A 20,186-nucleotide genomic window follows, 5' to 3' on the forward strand; every position below is an offset into this window, starting at 1 on the left:
TCGATTCCATACATGGACAAAGTCTATAAAGTGAAATATCGGGATGGGTTTACATCCTTTCTGGGCATATCGGGCTATTTCTTTTCGACCAACAACTCATTTCGAAATTCTGTTGGGGAGACCCCCTCAAATTTTTTGAATGTACGATAAAAGGAGATCCTATTATTAAAACCGCATTGAAATGCAACATCCTCAATACCATGGTCGTTGTCGGCATCCAATAACATTTTTTTCGCCTCCTCCACGCGATATCGGTTGATGAACTCATAAAAATTCTGATGGCAATAATCATTGATCAATTGTGAAGCATGGTGTCTGGATATATTGATCATCTGTGCAATATCATCTAGCTGGAGATCAGCATTTAGGTAAGGTTTATTGCTTTCCATTAAGGCAATGAGCTGTACTTGGAGTTCCTGCGCAAAATTGGTAGGCAAGCCTGAAGCTTTGGGTTCAGTTCCATTCGCCGGTGAACACAACACAACATTGTTTACTCCACCTGATATGGCCAGACTGAAGTAAGCCCATATGACAAGGAATGGAGATATGGCAACAAGCAAGCATAGATGGACTACCATATGCTGTTCCGTTGCAAAGAACAACCATAGCTCGGCAATCATTTGTGCGCTCACAAAAAGTACAAACCCCAGGTTCAGCCTTTTGACCCACTGAAAAAGAGATGTACCAATATTCGTGTTTCGTAACCATCGCCATTGTCCGAAAAAAGCATAACCTAACAGGAGCAGAAATATTGGGATCCTAACACCTTTAGATAGAACCTCCATAAAAATAAGACCATAAGTAAGCTCCATCCCTGAGCTATAGTGACCTATGACTTGCACAACAGCTACCACAAGAACCAAAAGGACCGGCACCGAATGAACCCAATCGGAACGCTCTACCTTCTGCCTTGTAGTGAGATGTCTCATATAAAAATAAAACAAGGGCCCATAAAGGGCGATGGAGACCAACTCATATGGGAACAAAACAGTATTCGAAGAATGCACAAACGCAATCAGCCCAAAACCCAACAGTATTAAGAAAACTGCAAAAATTTTATTGGCATAGGGAATCCCATGCTTCCGAAGGAAGAAGAGGCCAAAAGCCAATAATCCAAGCTGAATTGAAATTACATAGATAAAAATTTGCCAGGCGTTCATTTCCACAAGTTGTTATAAGAATTTCTTGATATTGCACCAAGCATTCAACAAACATGTAATATGTAGCACCCTGGATTAAGTCTTAAACCTACAATCCACTGTCCTTCCCCTTTAGCAACGGCTACCCCCGATTGTCGTATGACATCGGGATAGCTGTCAAAGCACTGGATAAACCGCTCCAACCTAGGCCCACCATTACACGCTAATGTCATCTCAATGTATCCGACAAGCCCACTTTGTACTTATTACCGAAGGTTCTTGACCATAATTAAGTGCATAACTGATTGTTTTATGATTGATGATTGATGACTTTTACTTACGTTTCATGTCCAATTTTGTACCCTTCCAATCTAGGTACAAAAGGGCTACCTGACCCGAATCCAACCTTTTATAATGTAGGTTGACCCCTTCTATGGTTGATGCCAAAACACCTTCGGATTTTAGGAACAGCTTAGCTTTGAATTCAAAAAAGCTCTTTATTCTTCGACCCATTTGCATAGTGAATTGATTATCTTCCCAGCTAAGTTTCACCTTTCTGTCATGGACATCATAAGTACCGGAAAGTTGTTCGGCAAGGGCGGTATCCATAACAGCCAATTGACGGGAACCCACATAGGCGGTTGCTGCATTTAACCAAGGATCCTCACCGTTAAGGTAGTCCCCAAAAGTAAACGTCACTTCCACATGAGGCTCCAATGTGGAGCGCTTGTCGATGTCCCAACTGGTAGGCCAGAAAATACTTGTCAATGAAACCTTGATCTTGGAATTGGGCATTTGCACTACGCGAACATCCCCTACAGTATTTGGTCCTTCCCCTGTCGGTTCCCCTATAACGACCGCTTGGGTGTTCAAAGTCAGTAAAGAGACAAGTTCCAATAAGGTCCCTTTGGTGGCTTTGCTTGTAAGGACCATCAAGTTGCCATCCTGGTTGATTTGCTCAGAGTCGCGCAAAAAACCGGTAAGCGGCTTTAGTTTGAACCCGTTTCCACCACCGCCATATCGTACATCCAATATGATCTTTTTTGCCTTTCCAGTGCTAATCCCGTCAGCCATAAGATCCACAAACTTTTTAAACGAAGGCCCTTCTTGATTATTGGAAATCTGCTGCAATTGGACATACATGGTTTCACTATTGGGAATATACTCCAGCCAATAATTTTCATTATCGTGATCTTTCTGATTCAACTGAAAATGACCATCATTGGGCAGCTTTCTATCCAGACTGGTGTATTCAGACAATGGGCCTGCTTCCAGGAGAATCTCCCTATCTCCAGCTATTTGTAGCCGCACGGCTGTATCAGCACCTTCCAGACCGCTACTTCTCAGCATATCCGGGACAATCCCATATACCGCAAACAAACGTTCCTGATAATGGACATTGTCAGCATTGAGGTATGGCTTCATCATGTCATAGACCTCCCCCATCGACCTACCGTCCATACCTAACACACGCTGACCAACGAGGGCTTTATCCTTGGCATCACAGATATACCAGCCATCTTCAAAAGAATAAAGGGATATTGGTAAAATCGTCGTTTCCAAAACCTCTTGAAAAGGTAAAATGCTGCACCCTTCATCTCCCAAGGTTCCCATGGCCTTTTGAATGCGAAATACGATTTCTTTTGGGGATAGGGTTGGTACATCCGCCCGTAGGTCCGAAAGCTCCTGTATAAAAAGCCCAGAGCCTTGGTGGGATTCAAAATCCGGAAATATTTTGGAAATACTATGCTCCAAAAACTCCAAATCTTCCAACCAAGCTTTTCTATCTACTGGAATAGTCTGTTGACCCCAACATATACTTATGGGGATTATAAAACATATGGTTACGAATTGTATAATTGTTTTGTTCATGACAGTTAGGTCTAACATATTTTCACATTGCCCTTGTTAGGGTTATTTATGGGTAAAACTATAGATTCAAGGGTGTTAAATCGTCCTATTGTATGCATCTGCACAAATCAGAACCCCATTTTAACGATGTTTAACACCCTTAAAAACCAAAAATCCACAAGTAGGCCCAAGGTCCACTATTGCCATTAATGCCTGTATGCATCAATGGGCATGGACCACTTTGGCCAAACCGGATAGCGTTTGCTGTACAACAGCTGGATCTCCCTTATAATTCAATCTGCTCGTTCCTGATGCATCGACATGTAAAGTACCATTCACCGTAATATACGTTTCACTTAATCCTTGAAGTTCTATTTCTAAGTTGTCCACTTGAAGATCATAATCCTTGAGATCGCTACTGGTATCCAGCTTTGCTTGAAGTGTATCCACCCTTCCAAATAAACTCACGTCCGAAGTTCCACGAAGGTTTAGCCGCATAGATTCGACCTCCAATTCACCAAATACATTGCCGGAATCAGAAACGTTCATTTCCAACGATTGGGCCGTGAGCTTGTTTTCAAAAACTACTTCCGAGACCCCGGAAACATTTAAAAGATTGAGGTTTGGGGTGGTGATATAGACGTTTAAAACGACATCTCCCCGAATACCTGTATTCTTTTCAAGGTCAAAGTTCAAAACACCCCCCTGCTGTTCCACAACAATCTTATCCTGTAAATTCTCATTGGATCGAATTACAACGTTTTCTTCTTCTGACGTTGAAAACGTAATAAAGACCTTAAAGGCACTGGTCACACTGACCCCACTAAAATCTGAATATGCATATGTTCTTTCGGAAATTTGTTCCGAAGCTTCCAGGGTTTCATTATCACATGAGCCCATTCCCAAGACTAACACTGCTAAACTCCATACATAAATAACTCTTTTTCTCATTTGGTTTAAATTTTAAAGTGATTCATCAAATTCTCTTTTAGTTCATAATCGGATTTCCAGTAAAAGTTGATCGGGGACCACTGCTCCTGAACTTTTTGGACTCCTGGCAATACCAGTTCTTCCTTAACATAGACAATGCTATCTTCTTGATACACATGTTCCGTTAGTATAGGTTGCTGAAATGGCCTGCCCATACGCTTTTTTCGATCTTTGTTTATAGACATAGGATTATAGCTGTTTTTGATATCGGTTCCTTCCCAGATTGAACACACCTACCTTTATGCCAAAGCCAAAAGAGAACCCATTTAGATCAACCGGACTACCGGGAAGCATGGTAAACCTGCTGGTAAGGCGATATCTTCCGCCTACTTCCAATTGGAGATATCTAGAAAAGTTAAAAAGTACATTGATACCTGGTTCGGCGATAAAAAAGGTCGGCCAATTTCCGTTGTCACCTGTGTCGGGATTATCCCTTCCAGAAAAATCATCCTTCCCGTAACCCACGGTACCTCCACCCAACAGTAGCGGAAAGGATAAACTAAATTTGGAATGCCTAAACAGAATAGGCTCCAAATGTAGACCACCGTAACCTCCATAGATATCAAATTCATTGGTATCCAACCCAAACTCATCCTGCTCTGAATAAAATGCGACACCTACCAGTCCAATCTCCAGTTTCTGATCGGCAACGTATGCAGCCTTCAACCCCATCATATAGGAGTTTTCACTGTCAATTTCCCCGTAATGGGTAGTAAGTCCCAAGTAGACTCCATGTACTACATTATAGCGGTCATTGAATTCAATGTAGTCTTTGTCATTTTGTGCGATAAGCCCTTGGCCCAACAACACAAGGATGTTAAAGTAAATTGCTTTTTGATGTTTCATATTGTTCGTTTTTAATGGCTAATGTTGTGGCGCGTCAAACGCACTTCGGATTTTACGTTTTCTCGCTACTTATGGTTGATGGTTCATATACTACTGATGGAATCAATCTTCCGAAAGAATGACAATACCTCTATTCCCTTTTATAGATAGCTTGCCGGTTGTGGTAGCACCATAATCCGCATGGATTTCGCGAATCCTTTTCTTTGGGTCCAAAACATGACTCTCTACATGTTGAAAGGTTTTGGGGACTCGGAGAAGACCTTCCTTCAAAATCGCATGGAACGCAAATGAAGTTCCGGAAACATTCAGGTGAATGTCAGATGACTCCTGGTCAATGGATATTTGTAATTCAGGATGATTGACCTGCAGAACTTTTAACTCAGACAATTTCAAGGACAGCTCCACAGCTCCAGACAAGCTACGTATCTGCATTATCGAAAATATAAGACTTGCCTTTAGCGAACCTACAGTACCGACATCCACCCTATCCTTGTCCGATGTAAAAACCAACCTGGACACGTGACCCAGATTAACTTCTGTGCCTTGACTGTGTAATTCCAGCTTCTCCACATGGTCCATATCCATCTTACCGTTGGTAATATTCACAATAGACTGTCCAAGGTCCTTGGTCTGAAGCGTACCATATTCCAAAGTGAACCGAGCTTGTTTCAAGTAATTGTTGACCCAGATATCACCATGGCCAACGGCAGCGGTCAACTCCCCGTTCCATCCATCGATTGTCAGGTCTCCAAATTTATTACGGATGTCCAATGCCAAATTTTGGGGAACATACACCTCATAATCTATGGTCAGATCAACCATATCCATGGAATTCCTATTTCCATCGCTGATGAATTTATCCCAAAACCCCTTTTTCACCGCGTCGATACGTGTGCTTATTTGTACCCCTTCCTTGAGATGTTCCTCCCGGATTTCTACCTGCTCCAGCAGCGTCTGTGGTTGACCTCCTCTCCCACTATCCACCGTCATCTTTACCTTGACGACGGTTTCATCCCGCTCCCATCCTTGAATAAGGATATTTCCGTATTGATTTTCCAAAAAGAGCCGTTGTGATTTTGGTATCCTAAATGATGTTTCCCATTGTTTGGAATACACTTTCTGTCCATGGACCAAATGGCCCAGCAACAGCATGCTGCACACCCAGAGATTATAGACTATAGCTTTCATAATTTTCCTTGACTTTAGTGGACTTCTTCATTTGTTGTAAGAAGTTATTAATGAGTTCAATTCGTATTTTCTGGTTTTGGACAATGGCCTGTAACACCTTTTCATTATTGATGTTCTTATACAGCTCCGCCTCCAAAGCTTCGTATTCCGTATCCAACTTGTCCAGAAATTCCAAAAAGTCGGCTTTTTCGGTTGCGGACAAGCCCGGATAATATTCAAGGCGTTCCCTGTAATGGTTAATGGTAGCCGTATAGTGCAGGTTTAAGTCGGACAGTTGCCGATTCACGGAAGTCGACACATTGGGCCTATCATCAAGGAGCCCATCACTCAACATACCTACAGACAAAACACCAATTCCGAGCAATAACAAAAAACTGGCCGCTATTTGATAGCCAGGGTTTCTCCAATAAGGTACCCTATTGACAGCCACGTTTCTCAATTTCATTTCAATGTTCGACCATAACCGTTCTGTATCCGGTTGATGATCATCGAAGGATCGGCGATGCGCCCTTATGTATTTTTCAAATTCATCCATTACAAATCCTTTAGTAGGTCCAAAAGCTTTTTTTTGGCCCTGTGATATTGTGATTTTGATGTGGAAGGAGATATCGACAAAAACCCAGCTATCTCATCATGGGTGTACCCTTCGATAAGATAGAGGACGATAATCTGCTTATACCCCTTCGGAAGCATTTCCATTCCCTTTTTGATCTTTTGTATATCCATGGTCCCTTCCTGGGGGTCTTCCACTTTATGTAAGTGAAGTTCATGATTCTCAAATGGTGTTGTTTCCACCTTTTGTTTTTTTAAATGATTGATACAATTATGGATGACTATTCGCTTTAACCAATACCCGAAGCTACTGTCGTACTTAAATTTTCCAAGGTTGCCAAAAGCATCCACAAAACTCTCCTGTACCACATCTTCCGCGTCCTCTCTGGAATACAACATGCGCATCCCGATATTGAACATGGCTCCCACATACAGGTGGTATAATTTATATTGAGCTTCACGATTTCCAGATTTGCTGCCCTCAATAAGTTCTCTGTGTTTGAAACGAATATTGGTTTCCAATGCATGTACTATTAATTCATAACCTATATCAGGCATATTCGCACTCAGTGACAAGTGAAAATCAAAAGGGTTGCATATCGCACCCCTTTTTTTTGGTTGAAGAAAAATCTCTGTCAACAGCACAAACTGCTTCGTGCTACCTGGCGGTCCTGCCTGAACCCGTAGTGAAGAAAAAAGGTATTTGGATCAAATGGGTTCGAATTGATGTACAATCAAAATTCAGAACCACACTTTAACGTAAGTTAACATCCAAGGTCCCGGGCCAACCCAAAAGTAAAAGATAACGCAAATTGGATATGGAGTGGTTGTAGCCGAATTGAACCTATTTAAGACCCATATCAGGATGCCTATCACCTATATCTGAAGGCTAAATGGGAGTTTCGATACAACAAGGATGTTTCACCTTATCATATTCTTGAATAGCGTATTAAAGACGATACATTTGATGAAGTTTTAAAAAAATAGGCAGTACTACCTAAGGGAATTCTACAGAAAACCTTGAAGCTGTCAGAAGGTTTCCAACGTATTGGTATTATCGTGAAAACGGATAAAACTTTGGCTTTGTCATAACCGGTTTTTAACCAAGAATTTTATCTTTTTTGCATCATTTTTTTGACAATGCTGATGGGTATGTCCCCATGCTCCAATACCTTATGGTGAAAGGTTTTAAAATCAAAGTCAGCGTTTAATTTTGCATCTTGGAGAAGTCCCAAAAATATGCTTGCCCCGTACTTATAGGTAATTACCTGTGCCGGCCAACGTTTCATTCTGTTTATTTCCCGAACACCAATATCATCTTGGTCTTTAATGTGTTCTTTCCAAAATGCAAGTGCCTTTTCATCGGACCAACCATAGTAGTTTAACGCAATATCAAGACAAACCCTAACAGACCTGATCAGGTCCCATTCCCATTTTCCGTACTCGTCATATATGGTATCAAAAATTCCCAATTCATTACCCAAATATTCCACATATGCACCCCAGCCTTCGACATATCCAGGATACCAAAAAAGTTGTTGTATGGGGGTTCTTTCAATTTGATCATTGACCATCAGTTGATAATGGTGCCCCGGTACGGCCTCATGGACATAAAACCATCCCAATTGCCTTTTATTGAACGGTTCATCAAAAACATTGTAGAAAAAAGTATTGTTGCTGTAATAAGCAGGAACCTGTACCATACTTTGGTTGCTGCTTCTAGCGATATTGACCTCTGGTATTTCTTGGACATATGGAAAAAGATCCTTTGAGCGTAGACCTACCCTTTCCTTGATTTTTTCAAAGGCTTTTTGAATGTCTTCCGGCTTTTCAAAATAAAAAGCCTTGTCCCCTAAATATTTTTGAAATTTTTCCTCGGACAATCCTGAAGCTACCTGTAACCGTTTCATATTGGACTTCACCTTTTCTATCTCTTCCAATCCAAAACTGAACAGTTCTTTCGGTTTCACCTCCGCATCCACCCAACGTTTTAAGAGATAGGTATACCATTGTTTTCCGTTGGGGATAGTGTAAATACTTTTGGTATCATCCAAAACAACTTCTTTCCAATTTTGTTCCAAACGGATTCTTTTGAGATTTAGACGGGCTTCATAATTGATGATCTCATAATTGATCCATTGATGATCTGTTAGTTTGGAACTATCAATATTTTTGATTTTTTCCAGCATCCCCCGAAAAAACATTTCTTGTTCTATTAGCTCCTTCCCCGTGGAAATATCTTGGAGCAAATCCACATAATTGATTTGCAAATCAGGTATGTCCATGGCTTCAAAAGCATTCAAAAATTCTTCCTCTATTGTTCTAAAATCCTGCTTCTGTGAGAAAGTCAGTATTGGAAGTATCAAAACAATCCATAAAAAACCAGTCTTCATTATATCCATATTAAAAATCTGATAGTCAAAACCATCTACACTCAACACCTTGTATTCTATTGATAATCCATAGTTTCTACATTGGCGTCGCACGTTTCCCTGTAAACTTCCGATGGATTCTGGCCACAGAAATCACCGAGGTACAAAGAACCAGCTATCCGGTTATGGGCTTCAAATAGTTCATAAATTTGAATTAAGATCGTTGAGGCAGTTCGTAGGTACCGTTTTCAATTTCGCCCATTATTTCTTTCAATCTTGAATGGAACTGTTTTGGGGCACCTCTAATTGCTTTGGCAATATCCTTTAAGGAAGCCTTTTTGTCCTCTAAGAAGTAATGGCCAATACCTCTATTAAGTTGAAGAAACCAAGTGTCAGGGCTTTTATTTAAGGCTGTATTACAATAATCCAAGGCATCCTGATAGAATCCGTTTTGAAGCAAGAACTGACTAAATCCGTTGGCTTCATAAGCCGTGACATCCAGATTTTTGGCTTCAGAAATTGTGTTTTCCATTTCTTGGGCCTTGTTTAATTTTTGTAACAACTGTATCTTGGTTGAAAGGTTGGTCAAGTTCTTATCGGCTGCAAAACCGCCATATCCACCATTGATCGATCTATCGACCCATTCCAAAGCCTCATCCAGATTGGTGTTATGGTTCAAGCACCACTTGGCAGCATCGTTCCAAGCTTGCCAATGGTAAGTATTTATACCACGTAATTCGCTTCGTAAACTTTCAACAACAGTTTTATTTAAATCCACTTCAACCTTAAATGGAATGCGTTTTTCGCCCCACTCCAACCCAATGATCAACGAATTTTCGGTCCTGTCCAAAAATTCATAATCCAACTGCTCGGAAATTGCACATATTTCGGGATTTACGGTTACCTGCAGGCTTATATCCTTCTCCATATCCAAATAATAACTGCCCCATTGATCATGATTGTGGGCAAATAGCAAGGTATAGGAATCATTTTTTGGAATGATGTGAAATCCATATTTTCCTGCTTTTAAAGGCTGTCCCTCTATCGTTACGTCCGTAGAGAATGTAAGGGTGGTGGCCATATTGGCACCAGCCCGCCATGGAATGAGCTCTCCCCCTTGAGGTATCACATCCTTCCAAACATTTCTATTTCGCAATGCAGGGCTTCCATAATCCAATGTAATCTCGGTGATGCCCAATCTTTGGATCTCTTGTACCCTAGGGCTTTCTTGTGGCATATTCAAGGTATGGAATTGCGCACTTATGTTTTGCGTTAATACGGTTGCTACTAAAGCAATAAAAAGTCTTTTCATGATAAATTATTTTAGCTGTCTTTAAATTTTATTTGATGATTGATTGAAAATGTTTGGCCGAAGCAGGCTCAAAACCATTTTGTTTTCCTTTTGGTTGAAACATTCCAAGGAAACCAATCCTATCACTTTGCATTTGGTGTCTAAAACGGAATTTCACTGCATTTATAGGTATTGTATAAACCATTATGATTCAACCTTTTTGCCATCCAAATTATAGTTGACCATTTTTATGAACATTCCATTTTGGTCATATTCATAGTGAATTGAATGAATCCCTTTATTGTTTTCCGTGGGTTGATTGTTCACATCAAAATAGGATTCCTTAAAACCATTATACAGGCCAAGGTTTTTGTTTTTCCAGTTAAAATCGTAAACCACTTTGGCAAAGTCATAATCCATATCCAAATAGTTATTTCTGTTTGCCAAATTATTTTGAACATCATGGAACGACCATCCGAGTTCGTTTCCGTATTCGTCAAAATCAAAGGTTACGGCTGCATATCCCGCATTGATGTTCAAAATTGGGTCGCCATTATTGTCCACATTTACAATTGATTGTAAAAAACCCTTTTGGTCCACAGAAATTTTAGTGGTGTGAAAGGGGAAATATCTAGTCAGTACATTCGGAGTCCCATCCTTCTTGAACTGCCGTTGAATAAATGTTTTGTTGTCAATTTTTTGAAATTTAAATAGATAAGAACCCATGCCGCTTTCCGTTTGGTTGTCTAAAGAATCCTTTAAAATCAAGGAGGTTTTGTTTTGATTCTTATCTAATTGAAAAACTTCTTTGTGTATGTCATTTCCAAAATAATAATGTCTGTAGGTGGTAGCTTTTTTACCTTCTGCATCATAATAAGACCTAATGAGTTGGTCTTCTAAATAGGCATACCTAACCTCATGTGTGCCATAGTAACTATTATTATCCGGGCGGTTTTTATCGAAATATCGAATATTCAATAGATTCCCTTCTTCATTATAAGTGAACCTGTAGAGTTTCAATGTTACAGCCTTTTCCTGAGATACTTTTCCTCTACCCAAGTATTCTAGATTTGGCGAGATAATTCCGGTAAGCTTGGTATAGAACTCTGTTTTACCATATTCTTTTGAATAGTGTTTGATTACGGTTTTGAAATATTCCAAAGGGGCGGGTTCAAAAACCATAATGTTCTCCTTTTCGTTCAAATTTCCCATGGAAACCAACCCCACCACCTTGCCTTTTGTATCTAAAACTGGCCCGCCACTACATCCGCTGTACTTTCCTTTGGGAACATCCCTACTTAAATTGCCATCCTTGGCAAGACCCAAAAATGAACCTCTTATGGTCACAGGTTCTGTGACGTTATAGGGATATCCTAAAAAATGAACTTTATCTACTTTCTTTAACGGTCTTTCGAGCAATGAATAGGTAATGATGCCTTTTGGGATGTCCCTTTCCATTTCTAATACCAACCAATCCCCCATGGGTGGCATTGTGATGGCTTCTCCCTTAATTTCATCTATGAGTTTTCCGGCAAGGGCTTTGTTCTTTTCATTCATTTTGGAAACAAACTGCCATGATTTTAAATCATTATTAAAACTTATGGCCTGCATACTATCATTCTTAACAAATATGTAGGGGGTTTGATTGTCAAATGCCAGACGTATTTCCGATGGGTTTAATGAAATACCTATATCTGTTGGGTTATGATTGTAAAGTTTATCTATGAATGGTGTGTTGTTCCTTTCCTTTTCACCTTCTACACCGTCAATTTTAATTGCTATAGCGGTTCTTTTAATATGATATCTAGCGTTTTCCTTGGTGGAAACTTCTTCAGCCATAGTCCCTGTTGTATATAACAAAGGGATGAACAGAAAAATTAGTGGATGATAGATTTTCATTATCTAATATTATTCAATTAGTCAACAGTCAAACTATATTTCTTCCACTCCAAGGTCATTAAAGAATCGGTACAATAATGAAGAAATACACCTATAATATCGGTTGAAAGCGCTCCTTTGGAATGGAAGTTCAGTTGCGCTTGTATATCAAAGAGATTTTTCATCTTTCCGGACATCTTTAATGACAGTTTACCATTATCGCCTTCAAGATTTAGTTTTCTTTCCTTCACATTAAAAGTGCCATTTAGTTGTTCGACCCATTCTGCGGAGATGGGATCTTCGTATTCCAAAGCAGCGTTCAAAATATATAGACCATCATCAAACCAATATGTTCTTAAGGGCAGGACCTGTATATTGAGCCCAGTTTGAAAGAAGTGCAGGTCGCACCCTTCATCGCCCAATACATTCCGTAAGCCATGTATCTCCAACACCATTTCCATACCATTTGACGGAACCATAGATGCCGTTGACCCATCGTAACGGTTTATAAAAATTTCTTTTTTCTCATTTATATAACATGGAACCGCATTCTCCACCCATTTTTCAAAAACTCTAGATCTTCTTGCCATTGTATTTTGATCAGATTTAAATCAATTTCCTGTGACTTACCGGTACATGAAAAGAAAGTGCGCAAAGAGCCATTAAAAACTTAGGTCTTATTTTCTATCATTTAAGATTGCTTTGCATCCAGTCAATGCTTTCCCTAGCTATTTCGGGATTGTAGTTTTCACTCGCATACGATAGCATATTTCCGCTGGAAAGGGTCTGGACATTATGTTGCATGGAATCAAAGCTAACAAAGCCATGATCTGCGTTTTCTATCAACGCAAAGGTGCCCTTACCTCCATGCTTATTGACCAAATCAACAATTCGCTGTGCACCTTTCCCATCGATTGCCTGAATGTCAAATTCGCCGTGCATGGCCAGCACATTGGTTTTTACCTTGCTCCATGCCTCTTTAATGTTTACATCTACCAGTCCTTGCCAAAATTTGAAATGACGTCCAATGTATTGGTTCCTTTTAAGGTCCTCTAGGTTGAATTGTGATGCGTATTCATTTTTCTCCGACATTTCCTTTCCTGATAATTTGTGGACCAGCAAATCGTCATTGAATTTTAGATTGACCTTGTTGTTTTCTTTGATTTGTGCTTCAGAAACCCCAAAATGCTTGGGCTGAATGGTATAGAGATCCACCATATAATCGTACCAATTTTTTCCAACGGTTCCATAGGTAATTATCCCCCTTGGTGATTTTACCTCAGCCAACAGTGGAGCTATCACCCCTCCCATGGAGTGTCCGAACATGAAAATATTATCCGTGTCCACTGTTTGATTTTTCAATAAATCAGCATACCCCTGTTTAAATGCCATCAGTTCTTCTTCAAAACCAATTTCTGAGCATGGCCGCTCGCTTTTACTGTCACCTACCCCTGGTTTTTCAACCCTATACACTGCAAAACCTGCATTTACCCAATCGAGCAGCAACTTTTTCATTGGGCCGTCGTCGGATACCGTTTCTACGGAGCCGCAGGTATAGCCCTGAAGAAAATATACCACTGGTGGCTTCGTTGTATGTTTGGGTGTCACAAAATACTCCTTAAGGTATTTCCTTCGTAAACCACCTCATCATAGGAAACAATACCATTTTCAAAGCGCTCCTTCGACCTTCCAAGAAGACGGGTAGAATTGCTTAGCTTCTTACCATCTGACCAATATTCCACTTCTACAAGGTCGCCTTCGTATAACTGCCCGGTAACATCCAGAACGTCTTGGATACCGTTCATCGACCTGCCGTTTAGTTTTGTCAGCACATTGCCCTGTTCCACACCCAAATTTGAAAAAGTGGAATTGGGCATTACCGCTGTAATATGGACTCCCGAACTGACTTTAAGGTTGTGCTGGGCAGCAATACTATCGTTCAAGGTTTGCATCATTACCCCTAAAAGTCCTTTTCTTTTTAGTGCTTGGGCATGAATGGAGTGCAATCCCAAAATTGAGATGAACAGAAAAATCCAAACGGAAGATAAACGACTCATACAGTTTGCTTTTATTGGTTTATTTTGAAACCAAACGTACTGCTTTATGGGTGCCGGGTCGTCCGAATAGCTGCAAATGCAAAAATCAGTACCGACTTTTAAGAGACTTTAACAGGAGGCTCCATGAAGAGAGGGTTGAAAAGGATACGCTAGCGGTGAAGTTTTATGATATGATTTTTTGGGATAAGAAGCAGGTATCCCTGCGAACATATTTTGGAATGCTGCATAAAACGGATGTATTGTTAAATCCCAATTCATAGCGAATCGTTAAAGTGGTCATGCAGTCTCCACCGTTTTTCCACTATGATTTTGCTGCTCCTGTTCTAGAATGCTTTACAAAATCATAAAAGTCACCCTTGATTAAGCTATTGATCCAAGTAAAACAAAAGAAGGGGATTCACCCATATTTGGCCGCTAGGTGGGTCTTTCGATACGACGAGGGTGTTTCACCCACTATATTCTTGAATACCGTATTAAAAACGGATTTACTATTGAATCCCGCTTCGTACAATATCGATAATATGGTTACATCCTCATCGGTATTCTCCAAAAGATTCTTTGCCTCCTCGATGCGGTAGGCATTTATAAAATCATAGTAATTACCCTCGTAATAGGTATTGATAATGGTCGAGGTGTTCCGGGCGGATTCCCCAATGGCATCGGACAAGTCCCCTATTTTCAAATCAGGAATTTTGTACAGTTCCCTTTTTTGCACCATACGGCACAGATCATCGTATTTTTTCCTGGTAACGGCATCGCTGGAATAACTTTTAACCACTTTGGGAACCAAAGTATTATAAAAATACTCAGGATTGGAAAATAGCATGAAGAGCGTAATATTGGCCAAAACAATCAACAAAAGCATGCCCAAAAAAAGACTGAAATTGGCGATCACAGGGTATGAAGGCGCTGTCGAACTTACCAAAAACAACAACCACACCAGCATAAAAACGGTCAATATGACCTTTACCCATTTGGAGACCTCCCTACTTTTTTTGGAAGTAGCCTTGTACTGTTTAAGTACCCATAGTCCTGCAAAGGTATAACCGATTACCTGAAGAAAATACAAACGTTCAAAGGTGTTCCTGAAATAGACCATTCTCTCAAAAGCATCACTGGAAGGATCCACAAACAAGTAGAAAACGACAGCGATACTGAGCAATGAAAACAGGATGAAAGGAACGAAGTGAATTCCATACTTTTTAAAGGGAACCTCGCCTTTCGCGATATGCACGGAGAAGAAGTAAAGGAAGGGAGCATAAAAAAACAAAAATGAGTTCAAAAGTATGCCCGAACCATATATATATACATTTTCCGGAAAGACCTCGCCTGTAATCATCCCATTGCTAAGGGAAGTGATGCCCTTTCCCAATAAAAAAAAGGAAAACACATAGATTGCAGGGTCCAGCTTACGTCTGTTGTACCATATAAAACTGGTGGCCATCAAAAAATTAAAAGCGGCAATAAGCTGTATGATCTCCATGAGGACAAAAGTACTTTAAGAGGTGCTATTTTAGAAAAATTACAATAAACTGTTTAATAATTTTTTCCTAAAACTTGATGCAATGTCCTAAATTGAGCAGTTCTTCAATTGAAATTAACATTTGAAAATCCAAATATGATAAAACACAAGAATAGTATACTGGTCAAAAAATGTTGGTAAACACCTTTTTTAAAATTATTGGTTTTAAATTGGGAGATTGTATGAAAATAAATCAAGGGACACCGAAAAAGGCCAATAAAAATGTTGAAAAATGAAAGATGTCAAAGGAATCATCATAGGATAAAATTGATTACCAGCTATAAGGACCACACTAAGCATATAAATAGCTATCAATCTCTTTTTCTTAAAAGGGAATACAATCTCCAACACATCAAGGAACCCGGTATGACCATTACAATCAATAGCGACTTAATAACGATATTCATATCCACCTCTAACATCCAATTCTTAAAAGTATTTATTTTGAACAAGTCATGGATATAGCTAAATACCGTAAATGTTGAGAAACATGCACAAATGGAATCATATAAACCGATAATCCCAAGCTCCAGCCTTTCATCATACAATAGACCATTAATCAAACTACATCAACACCAGTATTTCTAAAGTCTTCCAAGATGTCCGCGGTGGGCTCCAATTCCGTAATCATCGTAGTTATATCGCTCATCTCACAAGTTTTATATCGGTTCTTGGAGTTCAGCTTTTCCGATATGGTAAGGAGCACCGTACTTTTCGAAGCCTGTATAACCGCGTTTTTGACCTGGACGCTTTCCCAATCAAATTCCGTTAGCCCATAATTCGCATCGACATATCCTGTTCCGATAAAACCGTAATCGGCATTAATCTTGGACAAATTGTGGATGGCCTGTCCACCGGATGCAATTTGCGACTCTTTCGCTATGGTGCCCCCCAAGAAAATCACCTCTAGCTTTGGCTTTTTGCATAATTCTATGGCAATGGGCAAGCTCAATGTAAAACAGGTTAGGCTCATTTTTTCGGGAATGTTCCTGGCAAATTCCAGACAGGTCGTTCCCCCATGGATGATGATGATATTGCCATTGCGCAATAATTGCACTGCTTTCTTTGCAATGATCCTTTTCTTTTCGATAGCGTAAACCTTGGTCTGTTCCCCGGTATTATTGGCATAAGCCAGGGAAACGGCTCCACCGTGCACCTTTTTTAACTTTTTTTCGGTATCCAGTTGTATCACGTCCCTTCTGACCGTGTCGACCGAAACATTGAGAACCTCAGCGATATCGGCCAATAAGACCCGGTTATGTAAAGCTACTTCATTCAATATCAATTGGTGTCTTTCTTCCTTGAGCATGGTGTTGGTATGGGTTGGTTTGGTACTATTCGCATTAAATGTAGCAGGATTTTGCCATATAACTGAAAATTAATTTATAATTTCGAGATATTGCAAAATAAAACTGCAAAATATTGCAAGTTATTGTTTTTTGGTTACTTTTATGGAAACGTACAACTTTCAAAAAATGACATTAATTCTCGAAATCAATTAATTAACTCAGTGTAAAATGGAAAAACGAAGTTTAAACCACAACAAGATGCTATCTAGACTGACCTGTTTTCTGATGCTGTTCGCAAGCGCTTTCGCATTTGCACAAACATCGGATTATACCTTTAGCGGCACGGTTAGCGATAGTAGCGATGGGGCACCGATTCCAGGTGCATCCGTATTTATCAAGAATACTACCATAGGGGGAGTAACCGACTTTGACGGTAAGTACTCGTTCAATGGAAATGTGGCCAGCGGAAGCTATCAATTACAAGTAAGCTATCTAGGGTATACCACCAAAACGGTACCGATTACCATAGGTTCGGAAGGGAACATAGTAACGGACGTCATGCTTCAAGAAGACCTTTTGAGCTTGGACGAAGTCGTCGTCACCGGTTCTACGGTAGGAGTGAACAAACGAACATTGGGGAATTCCATTTCTTCGGTCAAGTCGGAGGATTTGGTGAATAATGGTGCCACTGCCGTAGATCAGGCCATATCCGGAAAAGTCACCGGTGCCTTGGTCCAACAAAACTCCGGTGATCCTGCTGGAGGGATAAGCATTCGCTTGCGGGGCCCCAGCACAGTTCTGGGAAGTTCAGACCCCTTGTATATTGTGGATGGAATCATTATTAGCAATTCAAGTAACCAGTTGATCGACCTAGGAGGTAATGCACAGAACAGATTGGCCGACTTGAACCCAAACGATATCGAGCGTATCGAAATCATAAAAGGTGCCGCTGCGGCAGCCGTTTATGGCTCTAGGGCCAGTAATGGTGTGGTACAAATATTTACCAAAAAGGGAAGATCCGGGGAACCAAGGTTCAGTTTTTCCACGAATGTAAGGGTCAATGAACTTCGTAAAGAAATAGATTATAACACGGTCCCGCTATCATGGGTCGATCCGTTCGATAGGAATAACCTGGAGACAGTTCCCGCAACCCGATACAACTATCAGGATGAATTTTTTGGCACGGGATTCGGTGTTGAAAACTATATTTCCATGAATGGGGGCAATGAGAAGACCTCTTATTTTCTTTCCGCATCCCATTTGGACAACGAGGGAATCATAGAGAACACGGATTTTCGGCGTATCGGCTTTAAGGCCAATTTGACCCAGAAGGCCTTTGATTGGCTGACCGTAAATGCAGGTCTGAATTACGTGCGAAGTGTAAGTAGCGATATTCCCAACGGCGGTATCAATGCGGCTTACGGGGCCATTACGGGCTTTGTGTTCAGCGATAACTCGATCAACCCCTTTCCCAATGAATCCGGTGTTTACCCCGTGACCTCCAATTTAGTTCCACGGACCAACCCACTGGAGGCGGTCAACCGCTTTGATTTCGGACAAAAGGTCAACCGTTTCATCACGAGTATCGGATTGGACGCCAAAATCACCGAGAAGCTTTCCGCCAACTATACCTTGGGATTGGATTATTTCAATCAATCCGCTACGGCATTTATCCCCATCAACAATACATCACCGAACGGGAACGGATTTGCCAGAAGATCGGACATCAACAATTTTCAATATAACAGTGATCTGAACCTGTCCTATAAAACCAATATCAACGAAGCGATCACATCAACAACTACCTTGGGCGGTTCATGGCAGTATGAGGAGTTTGACCGTATAGGCATCAGCGCCGACGGACTTCCGCCCATCGTGGAAACCGCGGAAAGCGGCAGCATCTTGGCCCAAGGAGAGGGCAGATCACAGATATCGTATTGGGGTGCCTTTATCCAACAATCTTTTGGCTATAAGGATAAACTCTATATCAACGGAGCGTTACGGCAGGATGGTGCCTCTACTTTTGGCGAGGACGAGCGTAACCAGCTCTATGCCAAAGCGAGTCTGTCCTATATCCTTTCCGAGGAAGACTTCTGGGAAGATACCTTTGGGGATGCCTTTAGCACATTTAAAGTAAGGGCCTCCTGGGGACAGGCGGGAAACCTTACCGCACTTACGGCATTTCAGCGCTTTACCTTGCTCAATCCAGCTGCCATCAACGGCTCCCCAAGTTTGATTCCAAGTACCCAACAGGGGGATTTGAATATAGCCCCGGAGCGGCAAGAGGAAATAGAGTTTGGTTTTGACGCCGGGTTCTTGAACAATAGACTGGGTATCGAAGCGACCTATTATAAGCAGGATGTCACGGACCTATTATTGCCCAGGGAGCTTGCCCCATCGACCGGTTTCGCTTCCCGAATAGAAAATGTGGGCAACTTGGAAAACAAGGGTCTGGAAATCCTTTTAAAAGGTTCGCCCATAAAATCAGAGGATTTTTCGTGGGACATTACCGCCACCTACTCCAAGAATGAGAATACGGTTACCAATGTCGCCGGTGGAGGGCAGTTTGCGCTCGCGGGCAGTTTCTCGACCAACTTTGTCATCGAAGGTGAACCATTGGGTGTATTCTACAGACAGTTCTATGCTCGCGATCCCGATGGAAGTATTTCCTTGGATGAAAATGGATATCCCTTTACGGGGGTAACGGAAGATGGTTCCACATCGAAAGTGATCGGTGATCCCAACCCGGAATGGTTCGGTTCCCTGATCAATGAATTTACCTATAAGGACTTTTCCTTTAGGGTCCAGTTCGATGCCGTTCAAGGATTCGATGTCTTCAACTGGAACAGAAGATTGTTGGACAATGTCATCTTTGGAGGCGGGTTCAATGTAGGCCAGGAATTATTGGGTAACCGACCTAAAGGTTTCGGAGGTGCACAGGCAGGTATTTTCGAGGAATTTGTCGAGGATGGTTCCTTTGTAAAGCTTCGGGAATTGGCCCTAAGCTATAATCTAAGGGAACCGTTCAAAGGGGTCGATAATTTGAAGATCAGTCTAGTGGGCAGGAACTTGATTTCTTGGGATGACTACAGTGGTTGGGACCCTGAAATCAACTCTGCCGGACAGAGCAATGGAGTTAGAGGATTTGATTTTGCCGGGGTACCTATCCCGCGCACATATCAAATAGGTATAAATGTCAACTTCTAAAAAA

Annotated in this window: 17 protein-coding genes; 1 reads left to right on the plus strand and 16 read right to left on the minus strand. The window is 41.0% G+C overall.

The window, feature by feature from the left end:
- Positions 1–74 precede the first annotated feature (74 nt).
- From GGE08_RS13155 to GGE08_RS13235, 16 genes are all read right to left on the minus strand, one after another.
- The gene (locus tag GGE08_RS13155; RefSeq protein ID WP_179385353.1) at positions 75–1,160 is read right to left on the minus strand and encodes an AraC family transcriptional regulator; all 1,086 of its coding nucleotides are present in this window, start codon (positions 1,158–1,160) and stop codon (positions 75–77) included.
- A gap of 312 nt (positions 1,161–1,472) precedes the next feature.
- Positions 1,473–3,011, minus strand: coding sequence for a hypothetical protein (locus tag GGE08_RS13160; RefSeq protein WP_179385354.1), 1,539 nt, complete (start codon positions 3,009–3,011; stop codon positions 1,473–1,475).
- Between the two features lie 201 nt (positions 3,012–3,212).
- Entirely contained in the window at positions 3,213–3,941 is a 729-nt protein-coding gene (locus GGE08_RS13165; RefSeq protein WP_179385355.1) for a head GIN domain-containing protein, read from the minus strand.
- A 5-nt stretch (positions 3,942–3,946) separates the two neighbouring features.
- The gene (locus GGE08_RS13170) at positions 3,947–4,165 is read right to left on the minus strand and encodes a hypothetical protein (RefSeq protein ID WP_179385356.1); all 219 of its coding nucleotides are present in this window, start codon (positions 4,163–4,165) and stop codon (positions 3,947–3,949) included.
- Between the two features lie 4 nt (positions 4,166–4,169).
- Positions 4,170–4,826: a hypothetical protein gene (locus GGE08_RS13175; protein ID WP_179385357.1), complete on the minus strand. Its 657-nt coding sequence runs from the start codon at positions 4,824–4,826 to the stop codon at positions 4,170–4,172.
- Positions 4,827–4,928: 102 nt separating this feature from the next.
- The gene (locus GGE08_RS13180; RefSeq protein ID WP_179385358.1) at positions 4,929–6,014 is read right to left on the minus strand and encodes a hypothetical protein; all 1,086 of its coding nucleotides are present in this window, start codon (positions 6,012–6,014) and stop codon (positions 4,929–4,931) included.
- Complete coding sequence (locus GGE08_RS13185) at positions 5,995–6,549, minus strand: hypothetical protein (RefSeq protein WP_179385359.1); 555 nt, start codon at positions 6,547–6,549, stop codon at positions 5,995–5,997. The genes GGE08_RS13180 and GGE08_RS13185 overlap by 20 nt, the downstream gene beginning before the upstream one ends.
- The gene (locus GGE08_RS13190) at positions 6,549–7,088 is read right to left on the minus strand and encodes an RNA polymerase sigma factor (protein WP_257024034.1); all 540 of its coding nucleotides are present in this window, start codon (positions 7,086–7,088) and stop codon (positions 6,549–6,551) included. The genes GGE08_RS13185 and GGE08_RS13190 overlap by 1 nt, the downstream gene beginning before the upstream one ends.
- Before the next feature lie 590 nt (positions 7,089–7,678).
- Positions 7,679–8,959, minus strand: a complete 1,281-nt coding sequence (locus tag GGE08_RS13195) for a DUF885 domain-containing protein (RefSeq protein WP_179385361.1) — start codon at positions 8,957–8,959, stop codon at positions 7,679–7,681.
- A 193-nt stretch (positions 8,960–9,152) separates the two neighbouring features.
- Entirely contained in the window at positions 9,153–10,250 is a 1,098-nt protein-coding gene (locus tag GGE08_RS13200; protein WP_179385362.1) for a DUF2911 domain-containing protein, read from the minus strand.
- Positions 10,251–10,433: 183 nt separating this feature from the next.
- A complete protein-coding gene (locus GGE08_RS13205) occupies positions 10,434–12,068 on the minus strand; it encodes a hypothetical protein (protein WP_179385363.1) in 1,635 nt (544 codons plus the stop codon).
- 77 nt (positions 12,069–12,145) lie between these two features.
- Positions 12,146–12,697 (minus strand): hypothetical protein, encoded by a 552-nt coding sequence (locus tag GGE08_RS13210; protein WP_179385364.1) that lies wholly within the window; start codon positions 12,695–12,697, stop codon positions 12,146–12,148.
- 97 nt (positions 12,698–12,794) lie between these two features.
- Entirely contained in the window at positions 12,795–13,715 is a 921-nt protein-coding gene (locus GGE08_RS13215; RefSeq protein WP_179385365.1) for an alpha/beta hydrolase family protein, read from the minus strand.
- On the minus strand, positions 13,712–14,164 hold the full coding sequence (locus tag GGE08_RS13220; RefSeq protein ID WP_179385366.1) for a PDZ domain-containing protein: 453 nt from the start codon (positions 14,162–14,164) through the stop codon (positions 13,712–13,714). Before GGE08_RS13220 ends, GGE08_RS13215 begins: the two co-directional genes overlap by 4 nt.
- Positions 14,165–14,561: 397 nt before the next feature.
- Positions 14,562–15,647, minus strand: a complete 1,086-nt coding sequence (locus GGE08_RS16130) for a helix-turn-helix domain-containing protein (RefSeq protein ID WP_257024035.1) — start codon at positions 15,645–15,647, stop codon at positions 14,562–14,564.
- Positions 15,648–16,245: 598 nt separating this feature from the next.
- Complete coding sequence (locus GGE08_RS13235) at positions 16,246–16,995, minus strand: DeoR/GlpR family DNA-binding transcription regulator (RefSeq protein WP_179385369.1); 750 nt, start codon at positions 16,993–16,995, stop codon at positions 16,246–16,248.
- A gap of 238 nt (positions 16,996–17,233) precedes the next feature.
- Here GGE08_RS13235 and GGE08_RS13240 point away from each other — a divergent pair, with 238 nt between their 5' ends.
- Positions 17,234–20,182, plus strand: coding sequence for a SusC/RagA family TonB-linked outer membrane protein (locus tag GGE08_RS13240; RefSeq protein ID WP_306456996.1), 2,949 nt, complete (start codon positions 17,234–17,236; stop codon positions 20,180–20,182).
- Positions 20,183–20,186: the final 4 nt, after the last annotated feature.

It is taken from the genome of Allomuricauda sp. ARW1Y1, assembly GCF_013407935.1.
Lineage (GTDB): Bacteria > Bacteroidota > Bacteroidia > Flavobacteriales > Flavobacteriaceae > Flagellimonas.

Excerpts from the sequence above, each read along its gene's own strand:
- GGE08_RS13160 (WP_179385354.1), bottom strand. The coding sequence starts at position 3,011 with ATGAACAAAACAATTATACAATTCGTAACCATATGTTTTATAATCCCC.
- GGE08_RS13195 (WP_179385361.1), bottom strand. The coding sequence starts at position 8,959 with ATGAAGACTGGTTTTTTATGGATTGTTTTGATACTTCCAATACTGACT.
- GGE08_RS13170 (WP_179385356.1), bottom strand. The coding sequence starts at position 4,165 with ATGTCTATAAACAAAGATCGAAAAAAGCGTATGGGCAGGCCATTTCAG.
- GGE08_RS13235 (WP_179385369.1), bottom strand. The coding sequence starts at position 16,995 with ATGCTCAAGGAAGAAAGACACCAATTGATATTGAATGAAGTAGCTTTA.
- GGE08_RS13205 (WP_179385363.1), bottom strand. The coding sequence starts at position 12,068 with ATGGCTGAAGAAGTTTCCACCAAGGAAAACGCTAGATATCATATTAAA.
- GGE08_RS13180 (WP_179385358.1), bottom strand. The coding sequence starts at position 6,014 with ATGAAAGCTATAGTCTATAATCTCTGGGTGTGCAGCATGCTGTTGCTG.
- GGE08_RS13200 (WP_179385362.1), bottom strand. The coding sequence starts at position 10,250 with ATGAAAAGACTTTTTATTGCTTTAGTAGCAACCGTATTAACGCAAAAC.
- GGE08_RS13175 (WP_179385357.1), bottom strand. The coding sequence starts at position 4,826 with ATGAAACATCAAAAAGCAATTTACTTTAACATCCTTGTGTTGTTGGGC.
- GGE08_RS13185 (WP_179385359.1), bottom strand. The coding sequence starts at position 6,549 with ATGGATGAATTTGAAAAATACATAAGGGCGCATCGCCGATCCTTCGAT.
- GGE08_RS13240 (WP_306456996.1), top strand. The coding sequence starts at position 17,234 with ATGCTATCTAGACTGACCTGTTTTCTGATGCTGTTCGCAAGCGCTTTC.
- GGE08_RS13210 (WP_179385364.1), bottom strand. The coding sequence starts at position 12,697 with ATGGCAAGAAGATCTAGAGTTTTTGAAAAATGGGTGGAGAATGCGGTT.
- GGE08_RS13220 (WP_179385366.1), bottom strand. The coding sequence starts at position 14,164 with ATGAGTCGTTTATCTTCCGTTTGGATTTTTCTGTTCATCTCAATTTTG.
- GGE08_RS13155 (WP_179385353.1), bottom strand. The coding sequence starts at position 1,160 with ATGAACGCCTGGCAAATTTTTATCTATGTAATTTCAATTCAGCTTGGA.
- GGE08_RS13165 (WP_179385355.1), bottom strand. The coding sequence starts at position 3,941 with ATGAGAAAAAGAGTTATTTATGTATGGAGTTTAGCAGTGTTAGTCTTG.
- GGE08_RS16130 (WP_257024035.1), bottom strand. The coding sequence starts at position 15,647 with ATGGAGATCATACAGCTTATTGCCGCTTTTAATTTTTTGATGGCCACC.